Source organism: Paraburkholderia sp. PAMB 6770, from assembly GCF_057748135.1.
This window is the reverse complement of sequence record NZ_CM173238.1, coordinates 860,753-875,177: the sequence shown is the minus strand read 5'-3', so window position 1 is coordinate 875,177 and position 14,425 is coordinate 860,753. Positions and strand designations below refer to the sequence as shown.

Annotated in this window: 14 protein-coding genes and 1 tRNA gene; 2 read left to right on the top strand and 13 right to left on the bottom strand. The window is 65.8% G+C overall.

The features are described 5' to 3' along the window. Positions 1–25: 25 nt before the first annotated feature. From pheS to AC3AP7_RS04090, 11 genes are all read right to left on the bottom strand, one after another. On the bottom strand, positions 26–1,039 hold the full coding sequence (gene pheS, locus AC3AP7_RS04140; protein ID WP_475765290.1) for a phenylalanine--tRNA ligase subunit alpha: 1,014 nt from the start codon (positions 1,037–1,039) through the stop codon (positions 26–28). A gap of 155 nt (positions 1,040–1,194) precedes the next feature. Further along, positions 1,195–1,554: a 50S ribosomal protein L20 gene (rplT, locus tag AC3AP7_RS04135; protein ID WP_006052502.1), complete on the bottom strand. Its 360-nt coding sequence runs from the start codon at positions 1,552–1,554 to the stop codon at positions 1,195–1,197. A gap of 29 nt (positions 1,555–1,583) precedes the next feature. Continuing rightward, a complete protein-coding gene (gene rpmI, locus AC3AP7_RS04130) occupies positions 1,584–1,781 on the bottom strand; it encodes a 50S ribosomal protein L35 (RefSeq protein WP_475765294.1) in 198 nt (65 codons plus the stop codon). Between the two features lie 333 nt (positions 1,782–2,114). Beyond that, entirely contained in the window at positions 2,115–2,639 is a 525-nt protein-coding gene (gene infC, locus AC3AP7_RS04125) for a translation initiation factor IF-3 (protein WP_475767786.1), read from the bottom strand. A gap of 49 nt (positions 2,640–2,688) precedes the next feature. Further along, positions 2,689–4,596 carry a threonine--tRNA ligase gene (gene thrS / locus AC3AP7_RS04120; RefSeq protein ID WP_475765296.1) on the bottom strand — a complete coding sequence of 636 codons (1,908 nt, stop codon included), beginning with the start codon at positions 4,594–4,596 and terminating at the stop codon, positions 2,689–2,691. Between the two features lie 256 nt (positions 4,597–4,852). Then, positions 4,853–4,929 (bottom strand) — tRNA-Val (locus AC3AP7_RS04115). Positions 4,930–5,016: 87 nt separating this feature from the next. Further along, on the bottom strand, positions 5,017–7,260 hold the full coding sequence (locus AC3AP7_RS04110) for a RelA/SpoT family protein (protein WP_475765298.1): 2,244 nt from the start codon (positions 7,258–7,260) through the stop codon (positions 5,017–5,019). A 77-nt stretch (positions 7,261–7,337) separates the two neighbouring features. Further along, on the bottom strand, positions 7,338–7,691 hold the full coding sequence (locus AC3AP7_RS04105; protein WP_475765300.1) for a RidA family protein: 354 nt from the start codon (positions 7,689–7,691) through the stop codon (positions 7,338–7,340). A gap of 192 nt (positions 7,692–7,883) precedes the next feature. Further along, a complete protein-coding gene (locus tag AC3AP7_RS04100) occupies positions 7,884–8,789 on the bottom strand; it encodes an alpha/beta fold hydrolase (RefSeq protein ID WP_475765302.1) in 906 nt (301 codons plus the stop codon). 225 nt (positions 8,790–9,014) lie between these two features. Then, positions 9,015–9,656, bottom strand: coding sequence for a CoA transferase subunit B (locus AC3AP7_RS04095; protein ID WP_475765304.1), 642 nt, complete (start codon positions 9,654–9,656; stop codon positions 9,015–9,017). Positions 9,657–9,658: 2 nt separating this feature from the next. Further along, positions 9,659–10,363 carry a CoA transferase subunit A gene (locus tag AC3AP7_RS04090; RefSeq protein ID WP_475765307.1) on the bottom strand — a complete coding sequence of 235 codons (705 nt, stop codon included), beginning with the start codon at positions 10,361–10,363 and terminating at the stop codon, positions 9,659–9,661. Positions 10,364–10,590: 227 nt separating this feature from the next. Between AC3AP7_RS04090 and AC3AP7_RS04085 the strand changes: the two genes are divergently transcribed. Continuing rightward, a complete protein-coding gene (locus tag AC3AP7_RS04085; RefSeq protein ID WP_475765312.1) occupies positions 10,591–11,136 on the top strand; it encodes a helix-turn-helix transcriptional regulator in 546 nt (181 codons plus the stop codon). Between the two features lie 44 nt (positions 11,137–11,180). Here AC3AP7_RS04085 and AC3AP7_RS04080 read toward each other — a convergent pair whose 3' ends face one another. Both AC3AP7_RS04080 and AC3AP7_RS04075 read right to left on the bottom strand, forming a co-directional pair. Then, complete coding sequence (locus tag AC3AP7_RS04080) at positions 11,181–11,612, bottom strand: acyl-CoA thioesterase (protein ID WP_475765314.1); 432 nt, start codon at positions 11,610–11,612, stop codon at positions 11,181–11,183. Positions 11,613–11,773: 161 nt separating this feature from the next. After that, a complete protein-coding gene (locus tag AC3AP7_RS04075) occupies positions 11,774–12,556 on the bottom strand; it encodes an SDR family oxidoreductase (protein ID WP_475765316.1) in 783 nt (260 codons plus the stop codon). A gap of 186 nt (positions 12,557–12,742) precedes the next feature. On the opposite strand from AC3AP7_RS04075, the gene AC3AP7_RS04070 reads away from it, so the two are divergent. Then, entirely contained in the window at positions 12,743–14,416 is a 1,674-nt protein-coding gene (locus AC3AP7_RS04070) for an electron transfer flavoprotein-ubiquinone oxidoreductase (protein ID WP_475765318.1), read from the top strand. Positions 14,417–14,425 lie beyond the last annotated feature (9 nt).

Genomic DNA, 14,425 nt, shown 5'->3' with positions numbered 1-14,425 from the left:
CGCGCGCCGGACCGTGACGCGGCGCTCAGGCGAACTGCCGCAGGAAACGCAGGTCGTTCTCGAAGAACAGGCGCAGGTCCTGCACGCCATAGCGCAACATCGCGAGACGCTCGAGCCCGCTGCCGAACGCGAAGCCGATATAGCGCTCCGGGTCGAGGCCCATGTTGCGGATCACGGTGGGGTGCACCTGGCCGGAGCCCGAGATTTCGAGCCACTTGCCGGCGTTCTTGCCGGATTCGAAGCGCATGTCGATCTCGGCGGACGGCTCGGTGAACGGGAAATACGACGGGCGGAAGCGCACCTGAATATCGTCGCGCTCGAAGAATTTCTTCAGGAAATCCGTGTAGACGCCTTTCAGGTCGGCAAAGCTGATGTCCTCGTCGATCCACAGGCCCTCGACCTGGTTGAACATCGGCGAGTGCGTCGCGTCGCTGTCGACCCGATAGGTGCGCCCCGGCACGATCACCTTGATCGGCGGCGTATGGGTGCGCGCATAGCGCACCTGCATCGGACTCGTATGCGTGCGCAGCAGCAGGGGCCGGCCGTCGGCGTCCTTGCCGTCCACGTAGAACGTGTCCTGCATCGAGCGCGCCGGATGGTTCTCCGGGCTGTTCAACGCGGTGAAGTTGTACCAGTCGGTCTCGATTTCCGGGCCGTCCGCGACATCGAAGCCGATTGACTGGAACACGCGCTCGACGCGCTCCCACGTATGCATCACAGGATGCAGGCTACCCGTGCCCGCGCCGCGGCCGGGCAGCGTGACGTCGATCGCTTCGGCGGCGAGACGCTGGTTCAGCAACGCGTCGGCAAGCGCCTGGCGACGCGCGGCGAGCGCCGCCTCCACCTGCTGCTTGACGACGTTGATCCGCGCGCCTTCGGTCTTGCGCGTCTCGGGATCGAGCTTGCCGAGGCCCTTCAGCAACTCGGTCAACGCGCCCGACTTGCCGAGGAAGCGGGCCTTCTCGTTCTCGAGTGCGGTCACATCGGCCGCATGTTCGAACGCGTGTTGTGCGTCGGCGACAATCTGGTCCAGGTCCATTGATCCCATCATTTCAACGTCAGTGTTCAATCGAAGCAAAGCGGTTCGACCAACAAAAACGGGGCTCGGTGAGGAGCCCCGTTTTTGTTGCAGCGTCACCGGAAGCCCGGATATTCGCTGCAACGAACCACGCAGTTTAATTGCCCAAAGCGCAATCAGGCTGCAACGGCGGCTTTCACCTGCTGAACGATCGCAGCAAAAGCAGCCTTGTCGAACACAGCCATGTCGGCCAGCACCTTGCGGTCCAGTTCGATCGACGCCTTCTTCAGGCCGTTGATGAACACGCTGTACGTCATGTCGTGCTGACGCACCGCCGCGTTGATACGCGTGATCCACAGTGCGCGGAACACACGCTTCTTGTTGCGGCGATCGCGATAGGCGTACTGCCCTGCGCGCATGACCGCCTGCTTGGCGATGCGATAGACGTTATTGCGGCGGCCGCGGTAACCCTTGGCCAGCTTGATGATCTTCTTGTGACGGGCCCGTGCGGTAACCCCACGTTTGACTCGAGGCATGTTTCGCTCCTGTGAGTATCGGTTAAGGGTTAGGCGAACGGCAGCATGGCGCGAACAGCGTTCATGTTGGTCTCATGAACGGCCGCGGAGCCACGCAGATGGCGCTTGTTCTTGGTGGTCTTCTTCGTGAGAATGTGGCGCTTGAAGGCTTGACCGCGCTTCACGGTACCACCCGGACGCACCACGAAGCGCTTTGCAGCGCTCTTCTTGGTCTTCATCTTGGGCATGACAGACAACTCCATTATTTGATGGACATGGGTGTGCGGTCGGCCTTGCGGCCACTTCCCGCCCTTCGAAACCCACTCCACTTGGTATGCAGCACGCCGGTCATCCCGGCCGCTGCTTTTCGCGCGCGGCGCCCGCACCGCGGACGCCCCACCGAAACCTGCTTTCCCGCAGCGGCGTCCGCCGCTGCAAGGCACTGCTCGACTGCGTCAAGGGCGACACGAAGGCGCACGGTACGCCGAAGTACGCCGAAGGCGACATGCCAGAGGCGACCGCACGTCCCGCGCGGCCTCCGGGTACCGGACCCGGCGACGGCCAGCCGCCCGTCGCACGCCTTATTTGCGCTTTTTCGGCGCGAGCACCATGATCATCTGGCGCCCTTCCATCTTCGGCATCTGCTCCACCTGGCCAACCTCGTCGAGGTCCGTGCGCAGACGTTCGAGCATGCGCATGCCAATTTCCTGGTGAGCCATTTCGCGGCCGCGGAAACGCAACGTGATTTTCGTCTTGTCGCCGTCTTCGAGGAAGCGGACCAGGTTGCGCAGCTTGACGTTGTAATCGCCGTCGTCGGTGCCCGGGCGGAACTTGACTTCCTTGACCTGGATCACCTTCTGCTTCAGCTTCGCCTCGTGCTGCTTCTTCGCTTCCTGGTACTTGAACTTGCCGTAGTCCATCAGACGGCAAACCGGAGGCACAGCCTGAGGCGCAATCTCAACCAGATCCACATCCTGCTGTTCCGACAGACGGAACGCTTCGGCGAGTTTCACAATACCCAGCGGTTCGTTGTCGATGCCGACCAGACGCACCTCAGGTGCCGTGATTTCACCGTTGATGCGGTGCGCAGACTTATCAGTAGCGATGTTACGTTTCCTCTAAAAATTAAAAAAACGAGCCGCGCTGCCAGGTGGCTTACCTGAACGACTGCACGTCTTCGCGCAGACGCTCAACGAAGGCGTCGACCGGCATTACGCCAAGATCCACGCCGCCACGGGCACGCACGGCTACCGTTTGGGCTTCACGCTCCTTGTCGCCGACCACGAGCAGGTACGGGACCTTTTCCAGCGTGTGCTCCCGTATTTTATAGCTAATTTTCTCGTTGCGCAAATCGGCCTCGACTCTAAGCCCTTGTTTTTGCAAAGATTGAGCCAGCGATCGCGCATATTCAGCCTGATTTTCCGCGATATTCATCACCACCACCTGCATCGGCGCGAGCCATGCGGGCATCGCACCGGCATGGTGCTCGATCAGAATACCGAGAAAACGCTCCATCGACCCGACGATCGCCCGATGCAGCATGATCGGCCGGCGCCGGCTGTTGTCCTCGGCCACGTATTCGGCGCCGAGGCGCTCCGGCAGCACCATGTCGAGCTGCAGCGTGCCGCACTGCCACGAGCGGCCGAGCGCATCCTTGATGTGATACTCGACCTTCGGACCGTAGAACGCGCCCTCGCCGGGCAGTTCCTCCCAGCTCACGCCGCACGCCGTGAGCGCGTCGCGCAGACCCTGCTCGGCGCGATCCCACGTCTCGTCGGAGCCCGCGCGCGCGTCCGGGCGCAGCGACAGCTTGATCGCCACGCTCTCGAAGCCGAAGTCGCGGTACACGCTCATCGCGAGCGTGTTGAACGCGATCGACTCGCTGATGAACTGCTCTTCGGTGCAGAAAATATGCGCGTCGTCCTGCACGAAGCCGCGCACGCGCATCAGGCCGTGCAGCGCGCCGGACGCCTCGTTGCGATGGCACGAGCCGAATTCCGCGTAGCGCAGCGGCAGATCGCGGTACGAGCGCAGACCGTGATTGAATACCTGGACATGCCCCGGGCAGTTCATCGGCTTGATCGCGTAGTCGCGCTTTTCCGACTCCGTCGTGAACATGTTCTCGCGGTAGTTCTGCCAGTGGCCCGACGCCTCCCACAGCGAGCGGTCCATGATCATCGGCGTCTTGATCTCGAGATAGCCGGCCTCGTTGACCCGCCGGCGCATGTACTGCTCCACCTGCTGCCACAGCGTCCAGCCGCGCGGATGCCAGAACACCATGCCGGGCGACTCGTCCTGCATGTGGAACAGGTCGAGCTGCTTGCCCAGCTTGCGGTGGTCGCGCTTCTCCGCCTCTTCGAGCATGTGCAGGTACGCGTCCTGGTCTTCCTTCTTCGTCCAGGCCGTGCCGTAGATGCGCTGCAACTGCTCGTTCTTCGCATCGCCGCGCCAGTAGGCGCCGGCGACCTTCATCAGCCGGAACACCTTCAGCTTGCCGGTGGACGGCACGTGCGGGCCGCGGCACAGATCCGTGAAGCCGCCATGCGAATACAGCTTGATTTCATCGCTGGCCGGAATCGACGCGATGATTTCCGCCTTGTACTTCTCGCCGATGCTGTTGAAGTAGCTGACCGCCTCGTCGCGCGAGACGACCCGGCGCGACACCGGCTCGTCTTTTTTCGCGAGCTCCTGCATGCGCTTCTCGATCTTCTCCAGATCCTCCGGCGTGAACGGCCGGCTGTACGCGAAATCGTAGTAGAAGCCGTTGTCGATCACCGGGCCGATCGTCACCTGCGCTTCCGGGTACAGGTCCTTCACCGCGTACGCCAGCAGGTGGGCGGTAGAGTGGCGGATGATGTCGAGCCCGTCCGCATCCTTGTCCGTGATGATGGCCAGCGACACGTCGTGATCGAGCAGCGCCGACGTGTCGACGAGTTCGCCGTCGACCTTGCCGCCGAGCGCGGCTTTCGCGAGACCGGGGCCGATCGACGCGGCCACTTCGGCCACCGTCACGGGGTGCTCGTATTGACGAACGGAACCGTCGGGCAGACGTATCGAAACCATGTGTGTTCTCCGTGGTGCCGGCCGGCGGCGGCACGTGCAACAACCTGGTGAATATGAGACAAAAAAAATGCGGCCCCGCTTTCGAGGGGCCGCATTCACATTTCATACAAACTACACGGGCGAAAGAGGTCCTCGACTAGCGTCGTTCCGGAGTAGTTCCAGTGAACGTTCGCGATGCCATAACCGACTCTGCCTTTCGCGCCTAGGCGCGTTTTACCTTCTTTGAAACCCCGGCTGACCGGGATTTCAGATTCGTTGGTAGGCTCGATTGGACTCGAACCAACGACCCCCACCATGTCAAGGTGGTGCTCTAACCAGCTGAGCTACGAGCCTAGAGAAACGAGATTATATGGGGCCCCAAACAGCTTGGCAAGTGTTTTCATCGGCCGCCCGGCCAACGCCCCGTCGCGCAATGTCCGCTCATCCCTTGCGCGACGCGCGCAGCACGCCGCTCACCTCGCCGAGCAGCACGCACGCGCGCTGGATCTGCGCGGCGCTCGACACCTCGACGGTGAACTGCATGAAAGCCGCGTTGCGGCGCGTTTGCGTCTTCACGCCGATCACGTTCATCTTCTCGCGCGCGAATACTTCGGAAATGTCGCGCAGCAGCCCCTGACGATCGGTCGCGTCGATCGTCAGGTCGACCGGGTACACCGACTGGCCCCGTCCGCCGATCACTTCGGCCGACCACGCGGTTTCGAGCACCCGCTCGGGCGCGCGCGCCGCCATCCGCCTGAAGGTCGGGCAGTCGCTGCGATGCACGGACATGCCCTTGCCACGCGTGACGAAGCCGCTGATCGGATCGGGCGGCGCCGGGCGGCAGCAGCGGGCGAGCTGCGTGAGCAGCGCGTCCACGCCGACCACCAGCACCCCCGTCGACGCGCCGTGCGCCACGCTCGCGCCGCTGCTGCGCTTCTCGAACTGCTCGGGCGCGTCCTCGACGGGCTCCGGCGGCGGCGCTTCCTGCAGCGCCTGTTCGATCTGCCGCAGACTGAACTCTTCCTTGCCGACGACCGAGAACAGATCGTCCGGCGTCCTGAAGCCGAGCTTCGCCGCCAGCTGATCGAGATTGACCGAGGTCTTGCCCTCCCGCTGCAGCGTCTTCTCGACCATCGCGCGGCCGTTGGCGATGTGCTCCTGCAGTTCGACCGCGTTGAACCAGGCGCGCACTTTCTGCCGCGCCCGCGGGCTGTGCAGATAGCCCAGTTGTGGATTGAGCCAGTCGCGCGACGGACCGCCCTCCTTCACGGCGACGATCTCGACCGTCTGGCCGTTGCGCAGCGGCGTGTTGAGCGGCACCATCGCGCCGTCGACGCGCGCGCCGCGGCAGCGATGGCCAAGCTCGCTGTGCAGGTGGTACGCGAAGTCGACCGGCGTCGCACCCTGCGGCAGCGCAATCACGCGCGCCTGCGGCGTCAGCACGTAGATATGGTCGTCGTCGAAGGTCGCCTGGCGCAGTTGCTCCCAAGGCTGGGCGGCGCGCTTTTCGCCATGCTCGCCTTCGGACACCTCGTCCTTCCACGCAAGCAGCTGCCGCAACCAGGCAATCTTCTCGTCGTACTTCTCGCTCGCGGTGATCTGTCCGCCATAACCGCGGGCGCCGGCCTCCTTGTAGCGCCAGTGCGCGGCGACGCCGTACTCGGCGAACTGATGCATGTCCTGGGTGCGGATCTGCACTTCGAACGCGCGCCCGTCGTCGCCGATCACGACCGTGTGCAGCGACCGGTAGCCGTTGGGCTTCGGCCGCGAGATGTAGTCGTCGAACTCTCTCGGCACCGGCTGCCACAGGTTGTGGACGATGCCGAGCACCGTATAGCAGTCCTTGATATCCGGCACGATCACCCGAAACGCACGCACGTCGTACAGCTCCGCGAAGTCGAGCTCCTTGCCGTGCATCTTGCGCCAGATGCTGTAGATGTGCTTCGGGCGCCCGCTTACCTCCGCGCGGATGTGCGCCGCCGCGAGTTCCGCCTGCAGTCGCGCGATTGCCTGCGCGACGTAGGTCTCCCGCTCGACGCGCTTTTCGTCCAGCAGCTTCGCGATGCGCTTGTAGGTGGCCGGCTCCTCGAAGCGGAACGCGAGATCCTCCAGCTCCCATTTCAGCTGCCAGATGCCGAGCCGGTTCGCGAGCGGCGCGTAGATGTCGAGCGTTTCGCGCGCGACGTCCGGCGACGGCGTGACCTTCGCCGCCGCGTAATAGCGCAGCGACTGCAAGCGCGACGCGAGCCGGATCAGCACGACCCGGATGTCCTGCGCGAACGCGAGCAGCATCTTGCGCAGCGCCTCGACCTGCGCGCGGCGCGCCGCCTGCGCGTCGCGGCCGGCTTCGGGTATCGCGTTCTGCGCGGCGCGCAGACTCACCGTGCCGAGGCGCAGCAGCTTGCGCACGTCGCCGACCAGTTGCGCGACTTCCTCGCCGAAATTCTCGGCGATCACACGCTCCGGGTCCTGCAGATGCGGCGTCAGCGCAAACAGCGCCGCCGCCAGCACCGACGCCGCGTCCACATTCAGCGTGCGCATGATCGCCGCAGTGCCGGCCGCGTGATCGGCCAGCATCTCGCCCGTGGACAGCCGCACCGTGCCCGCGTGCTCCCGCACGAACGCGAGCGCCTCGTCGAACGATGGCGTGGGCGCAGCGGCAGTCGTGACGGGTTCGGGATTCATGGTGCGACGGCCCACCGGGCCAGACGGTTCAACAAAGAAGCGGATACTGCAAAAACAGCGCGGTCAGGCCGCGACGGCTAGCTGCGCTGCGCGGCCACCACGACCACTTCGACGAGGCAGCGCGGGTTCGCGAGCTTCGCCTCGACGGTCGCGCGCGGCGGCGTGGCGCCTTGCTCGACCCATTCGTCCCACACGGCGTTCATGCCGGCGAAGTTGGCCATGTCGGAGATGAAGATCTGCACCGACAGCAGATTCGACTTGTCGCTGTTCGCGTCGGCGAGGAGGCGGTCGATGTGGCCGAGCACTTCGCGCGTCTGGCCGGCGATGTCCTGGTCGGTGTCCTCGGCGATCTGGCCGGCCAGATAGACGGTGCCGTTGTACACGGCGATTTCCGAAAGCCGCTTGCCGACGTGGTGACGAATGACTGCCATGGAATTTCCTGGTATGGGTTAAAAGGTGAACGAACCTGCGCCGCACTTCGCGGCCGCGTCGCCGGGACTGCACGGCGCGCTCGCCCGATCTTGCCGGCGCGCCGCCGCCGCACGACGTGCCGACGTGCCGACGTGCCGTCGTACCGAGGCGCCGCCGTGCCGGGGCGCGATAGCGCGCCGCGCAGTCCTCTATTATGACGCGTCGGCGGCGTCGCCCTCGAAGAAGCGCCGCGCGATGCCGATCTGCGCAGCGTCGAGAAAGGCTGGAGCGTGCCCGACACCGGCGATTTCGACGCTCGACACCGACCGCCCCGTTGCCACCATCTTTGCGACCGTCTCGCGCGACAGCAGGTCCGATTGCGCGCCGCGCACGACCAGCACCGGCCCCGGAATCGCCGCGAACGACGCCCACAGCGCCGCTTCGCCGGCCGCCGCGATCTCGTCGGTCACCGCGGCGAACGGCTGCGCGATACGCGGGTCGTAGCGGAACGCCCAGGCGCCGTCGCGCTCGCACAGGAGAGGCGTGTTGATCTCGCGCCATTCGTCCGGCGTGAGCGGACCGAACGATTGCGCGAGCAACGCGGCGTGGTCGATGCCCTGCTGCAGCGTCCCGAAGCGCGCGGGCTTGCCGAGGTACTCGCCGATGCGCGCAAGCGCGGCCGGTTCGAGATGCGGGCCGACGTCGTTCAGCAGCAGCCTGCGCACCGGGGAATCCGGCAACCCGGCGAGCCCCATGCCGATCAGGCCGCCCATCGACGTGCCGAACCAGTCGACCGTGTCGACGTTCAGACGCGCGATCAGCGTGACCATGTCGGCCACGTACTGCGGCACCGTGTAGAAGTTCGGCGAGGCCAGCCACGACGACAGGCCGCGCCCCGCGACATCCGGACAGACGACGCGCCACGACGGCGCGAACGCGGCCGCGAGCCGGTCGAAATCGCGCCCCGAGCGCGTGAGCCCGTGCACGCACAACAGCACCCGCGGATTGTCCGGGTCGCCCCATTCCGTGTACGCGACACGGTGCAGGCCGGCCGGACTCGCGCACTGGACGAAGCGTTGACGGGGCACGGCGCGGTCGGCGACAGGGGCAGCAGTCATCGGGAGTTCCTTGCAAAAGCGCGGCTTCGCCGAACGGCGGCGCGAGTGGACGGGCGGACAACCTGCGGACGATTGTAATCCGGCATGCGCCGCGCCGTGGATCCGCCGGATGGCTAGCGCGCCCCGGCCGCACAAGGCAGCAGGCGGGCGAGACTCGCGTCTCGCCCGCCTGCGCACCGCTTCCTGCGCCACCGGCTCCAGGCAACTGCGGGCGGCGAAGGCGCCCTAGCCTACCGCGCTCACGTCGAGCGGCGCACCGGTCTTCGTGCGGATCTCGTCCACCGTCACGCCGGGCGCCAGTTCGACGAGCTTCAGCCCGTCCGGCGTCACGTCGATCACGCCGAGATCCGTGATGATCTGGTCGATCACCCCGACCCCCGTCAGCGGCAGCGTGCATTCCTCCAGGATCTTGTGCTGGTCGCCCTTCGCGACGTGCTCCATCAGCACGACGACGCGCTTCACGCCCGCCACCAGATCCATCGCGCCGCCCATGCCCTTGATCATCTTGCCCGGGATCATCCAGTTCGCCAGATCGCCCTGCCGGCTCACCTGCATCGCGCCCAGAATCGCCAGGTTAATGTGCCCGCCCCGGATCATCGCGAACGAGTCCGCCGACGAGAAGATCGACGAACCCGGCAGCGTGGTCACCGTCTGCTTGCCGGCGTTGATCAGGTCGGCATCGACTTCTTCCTCGGTCGGCGACGGACCGATGCCGAGCAGCCCGTTCTCCGACTGCAGCCACACCTCGACGCCCGGCGGCACATGATTGGCCACCAGCGTCGGCAGGCCGATGCCCAGATTCACGTAGAAGCCGTCCTGCAGTTCCTGCGCCGCGCGCGCGGCCATTTCATCACGGGTCCATGCCATGGTCAGTCTCCTTTCGCGCGGACGATGCGTTGCTCGATGCGTTTCTCGGGATGCGCATTCAGCACGATGCGCTGCACGAAGATGCCGGGCGTGTGGATCGCGTCCGGATCGAGTTCGCCCGTCTCGACGATCTCCTCGACCTCCGCCACCGTGACCCGGCCCGCCATCGCGCACACCGGATTGAAGTTGCGCGCGGTGCGCCGGTAGACCAGGTTGCCGGCCTTGTCGGCCTTCCATGCCTTCACGAGCGCCACATCGGCGGTGAGCGACGGTTCGAGCACGTAGTGCCGGTCGCCGAACAGCCGCGTCTCCTTGCCTTCGGCGATCAGCGTGCCATAGCCGGTGTTGGTGAAGAAGGCCGGAATGCCCGCGCCGCCGGCGCGCAGCTTCTCCGCGAGCGTGCCCTGCGGCGTGAATTCCAGTTCGAGTTCGCCCGCCAGGTACTGGCGCTCGAACTCCTTGTTCTCGCCCACGTACGACGAGATCATCTTCTTCACCTGCCGCGTCTGCAGCAGCATGCCGAGGCCGAACCCGTCGACGCCCGCGTTGTTGCTGATGCAGGTGAGCCCCTTGACGCCCGAGTCGCGCAGCGCCGCGATCAGCGCCTCCGGAATCCCGCACAAGCCAAAGCCGCCGACGGCAAACGTCTGGCCGTCCGCGACGATGTCCCTGAGCGCCTCAGCCGCGCCTGGATAGACCTTGTTCATCAGTTTGTCCCTTCCTTTATGGAAACCCGAAATCCGGCCTCTGTCCGATGCCGGGCGCCGTACCCGCGCCGCACCGGACTTTGTCATTCTAGTCATCCCGGCGTGTGCCCGGGTCGAACCCGCGCAGCCTGCATCGCCGTTGTTGTCGATGGCCAAAAGGGTACGCTGCGCGGGCGATGCGGCACAATACGCAAAAATACATAAGCGCGCCGCGCGCCTTGTCCGCCATGCCTGCCCTCGATTACCAGACTGCCTTCCATCTCGCGCCGATCGGACTCGTGCTGGCGCGCGAGCGCATGATCGAGGACTGCAACGATCAGCTCGCCGCCATTTTCGGCTGTCCGCGCGAAGCGCTGCTCGGCCAGTCGTTCCAGGTGCTGTATCCGTCCGCGGACGAGTTCGAGCGTATCGGCGCGCGCATTCCGCCGATCATGACCGCGCAGGGCAGCTATGCGGACGACCGCATCATGAAGCGGGCCAACGGCGAGCTGTTCTGGTGCCACGTGACGGGCCGCTCGCTCGAACGCGCCGCGCCGCACGCGGCCGGGGTCTGGACCTTCGAGGACCTGAGCGCGACGCGGCGCGTCGCGGTGCAGCTGACGCCGCGCGAGCGGGAGATCGCCGCGCAGCTCGTGACCGGCAAGACCAGCAAGCAGATCGGACGGGTGCTCGACATCAGCTCGCGCACGGTCGACGTCTATCGCGCACGGCTCATGCGCAAGTACGGCACGGGCAACGCGACCGAGCTGCTGCAGCGGCTCCTCGGTGACTGATGCGCGCCACGCGGCCCCGCACGGGGCGCCCGACCGCGCGCCGCCTACGCGGCCCTGACGGGCAGCGCGTGTTCGATCGTCGCGCGCAGCGTATCCGGAATCGGCACCGACTTGCCCGCCGCGTAATCGATCCACACGCAGCGCGCCGCGCCGCGCGCGTAGAGCGTCGCGGGGTCGTCCGCGCGGCTCAGCTCGAAACGCGTGTCGAAACTGCTGCGGCCGGGCGTGCCGACCGACATGCGGCCGATCACGTCGCCCGGATAGTGCAGCTGGCGCAGAAACTCCATCGACGCATTGACGATCACCGGCCCCTGTCCCGCGCCATTGCCGCCGGCAATGCCGATCTGTTCGAACCACGAGATCCGCACCTGCTCCATGTAGCGGAAATAGACCGTGTTGTTCACATGGCCGAACGCATCCATGTCGCCCCAGCGGATCGGCATCGACATTTCAAAGACGGGGTGATAGTCGCTCATGGTGCTTCTTTCTGCGGTTGATACGGTGAATGGGAAATAGCCGGACGTGCGCCGCTGCGCCCGGGCGGGCCCGGCGGCGCGGATCCACGGCTCGCTTCACGCGGCCTTGCGAGCGGCGCGGCGCAATGGCGGCCGGCGGCGCAGCCGGGGCTGTCGAGCCTTCACGCGAGGCCGAAGCCGTCGTCGGCCGTAATGATCGCGCCGTTGATGAACTGCGATTCGTCGGCGGCGAGCAGCAGCAGCAGTCCGTCGAGATCCTCCGGCTGGCCGACGCGATGGCGCGGCAGCATCGAGACGAGCTTGTGCCCCTGCTCGGTCGCCCAGTGGTGGTGATTGATCTCGGTGTCGATGTAGCCCGGGCAGATCGCGTTCACATTGATCCCGTGCTTGCCCCATTCCTGGGCCATCGCCTTCGTCATGTGCACGACCGCCGCCTTGCTCATCGAATACAGGCCGATCTGCGGCAGCACCCGCAGCCCCGCCACCGATGCGATGTTGATGATCCGGTACGGCGGCTTCTGCCCCTGGCCGCCGCTGCCGCGCATGATCATGCGGCGCGCGACTTCCTGCGCGACGAAGAAAGCGCCGCGCGTGTTGGTGTCGAACACGTACTCGAAGTCGGCGGGCGTCACGTCGGTGAGCCGCTGTGTGGTCGACACGCCCGAATTGTTCACGAGGATGTCGATCGTACCCGCCTCGGTCTCCGCATGCGCAACCGCGGACTTGATGCTCTGGCAGTCGGTCACGTCGAGCGACACGACATGCGCGGCGCCGCCGGCCGCCTCGATCTCCGCGCGCAATTCCTTCAGGCGCTCGGTGCGGCGGCTGGCGAGCACGACCTTCGCGCCCGCCTGCGACAGGACTTGCGCAAAGCGCTTGCCGAGCCCGCTGGACGCGCCCGTGATCAGCGCGACCTTGCCTTCCAGATTGATCGAACGGCCCATTGTCGTTACCTTGTTCGGTTGGTTCGCCCGCGCGGGACGCCGTGCGGGCATCGGAAATACCCGGCCGATACGGTAGCACATAAATAGAACGATCGTGCTAATCTGCCTCGGTTGGGTTGCGGCGTGGGTGGCGTTCGCCCACAATACGATCCCGAAAAAAGCATTCTAACGGCAAGAGGAGCTTCAATGACCCCCGCAAGTCTGATCGGGCAATACGGTCCGCGCGAGTCGATGGAATACGACGTGGTGATCGTCGGCGGCGGCCCGGCGGGCCTGTCCGCGGCGATCCGGCTCAAGCAGCTGGCCGCGCAGAAAGGCGTCGAGATCGGCGTCTGCGTGCTGGAAAAAGGCTCGGAGATCGGGGCGCACATCCTCTCGGGCGCGGTGATGGATCCGCGCGCGCTCAATGAACTGATCCCCGACTGGAAGGAAAAAGGCGCGCCGCTCACCGTCCAGGTGAGCGAGGACCGCTTCCTGTTCCTGTCCGAAACCGGCGCGAAAGCGGTGCCGAACTGGGCGCTGCCCGATAACTTCAGGAACCACGGCAATTACGTGATCAGCCTCGGCGCGGTGACGCGCTGGCTGGGCCAGCAGGCCGAGGCGCTCGGCGTCGAGATCTTCCCCGGCTTCGCGGCCGCCGAGATCCTCTACGACGAACACGGCGCGGTGAAGGGCGTCGCCACCGGCAACCTGGGCATCGGCAAGGACGGCGAGCCCACCGCGAACTTCCAGCCCGGCATGGAGCTGCACGCGAAATACACGCTGTTCTGCGAGGGCGCGCGCGGCCATCTCGGGCGCCAGTTGCACGAGCGTTTCCGGCTGCGCGACGGGCGCGATCCCCAGGTCTACGGGATCGGCATCAAGGAGCTGTGGGAGATCGATCCGGCGAAGCACCAGCCGGGCCTCGTGATCCACACGGCCGGCTGGCCGCTCGACACCGACACCTACGGCGGCTCGTTCCTCTATCACCTGGACGGCAACCAGGTGGTGGTGGGCTTCGTGGTGGGGCTCGGCTACACCAACCCGTACCTGTCGCCGTTCGAGGAGTTCCAGCGCTACAAGACGCATCCGGCGATCCGTTCCTTTCTCGAAGGCGGCAAACGCGTCTCGTACGGCGCGCGCGCGATCACCGCGGGCGGGCTGATGTCGCTGCCGAAGCTGGTGTTCCCGGGCGGCGCGCTGGTCGGCGACGACGCGGGCTTCCTGAACGCGTCGCGCATCAAGGGCAGCCACGCGGCGATCAAGACCGGGATGCTCGCCGCCGGGGCGGCGTTCGATGCGGTGCAGGCGGGCCGCCAGCACGACGAGCTGGGCGCGTACCCGGAGGCGTTCAACACGTCGTGGCTGCACACGGAGCTGTACCGCGCGCGCAACTTCAAGCAGTGGATGAGCAAGGGGCTCTATCTGGGCACGCTGATGGTGGGCATCGAGCAGAAGCTGCTCGGCGGCAACGTGCCGTGGACGCTGCATCACCAGCACTGGGACCACGAGATGCTGAAGCCCGCGTCGCAGTGCAAGCCGATCGTCTATCCGAAGCCGGACGGCAAGCTGACGTTCGACCGGCTGTCATCGGTGTTCATCTCGAACACGAATCACGAGGAAAACCAGCCGGCGCACCTGACGCTGAAGGACGCGAGCGTGCCGGTGAACGTGAACCTGCACACATATGCGGGGCCCGAGGGCCGCTACTGCCCGGCGGGCGTGTACGAGTTCGTGAAGGACGAGGCGAACCAGGACCGGCTGCAGATCAATGCGCAGAACTGCGTGCACTGCAAGACCTGCGACATCAAGGATCCGACGCAGAACATCGTGTGGGTCACGCCGGAAGGCGGCGGCGGGCCGAATTATCCGAACATGTAGGCGAACGCG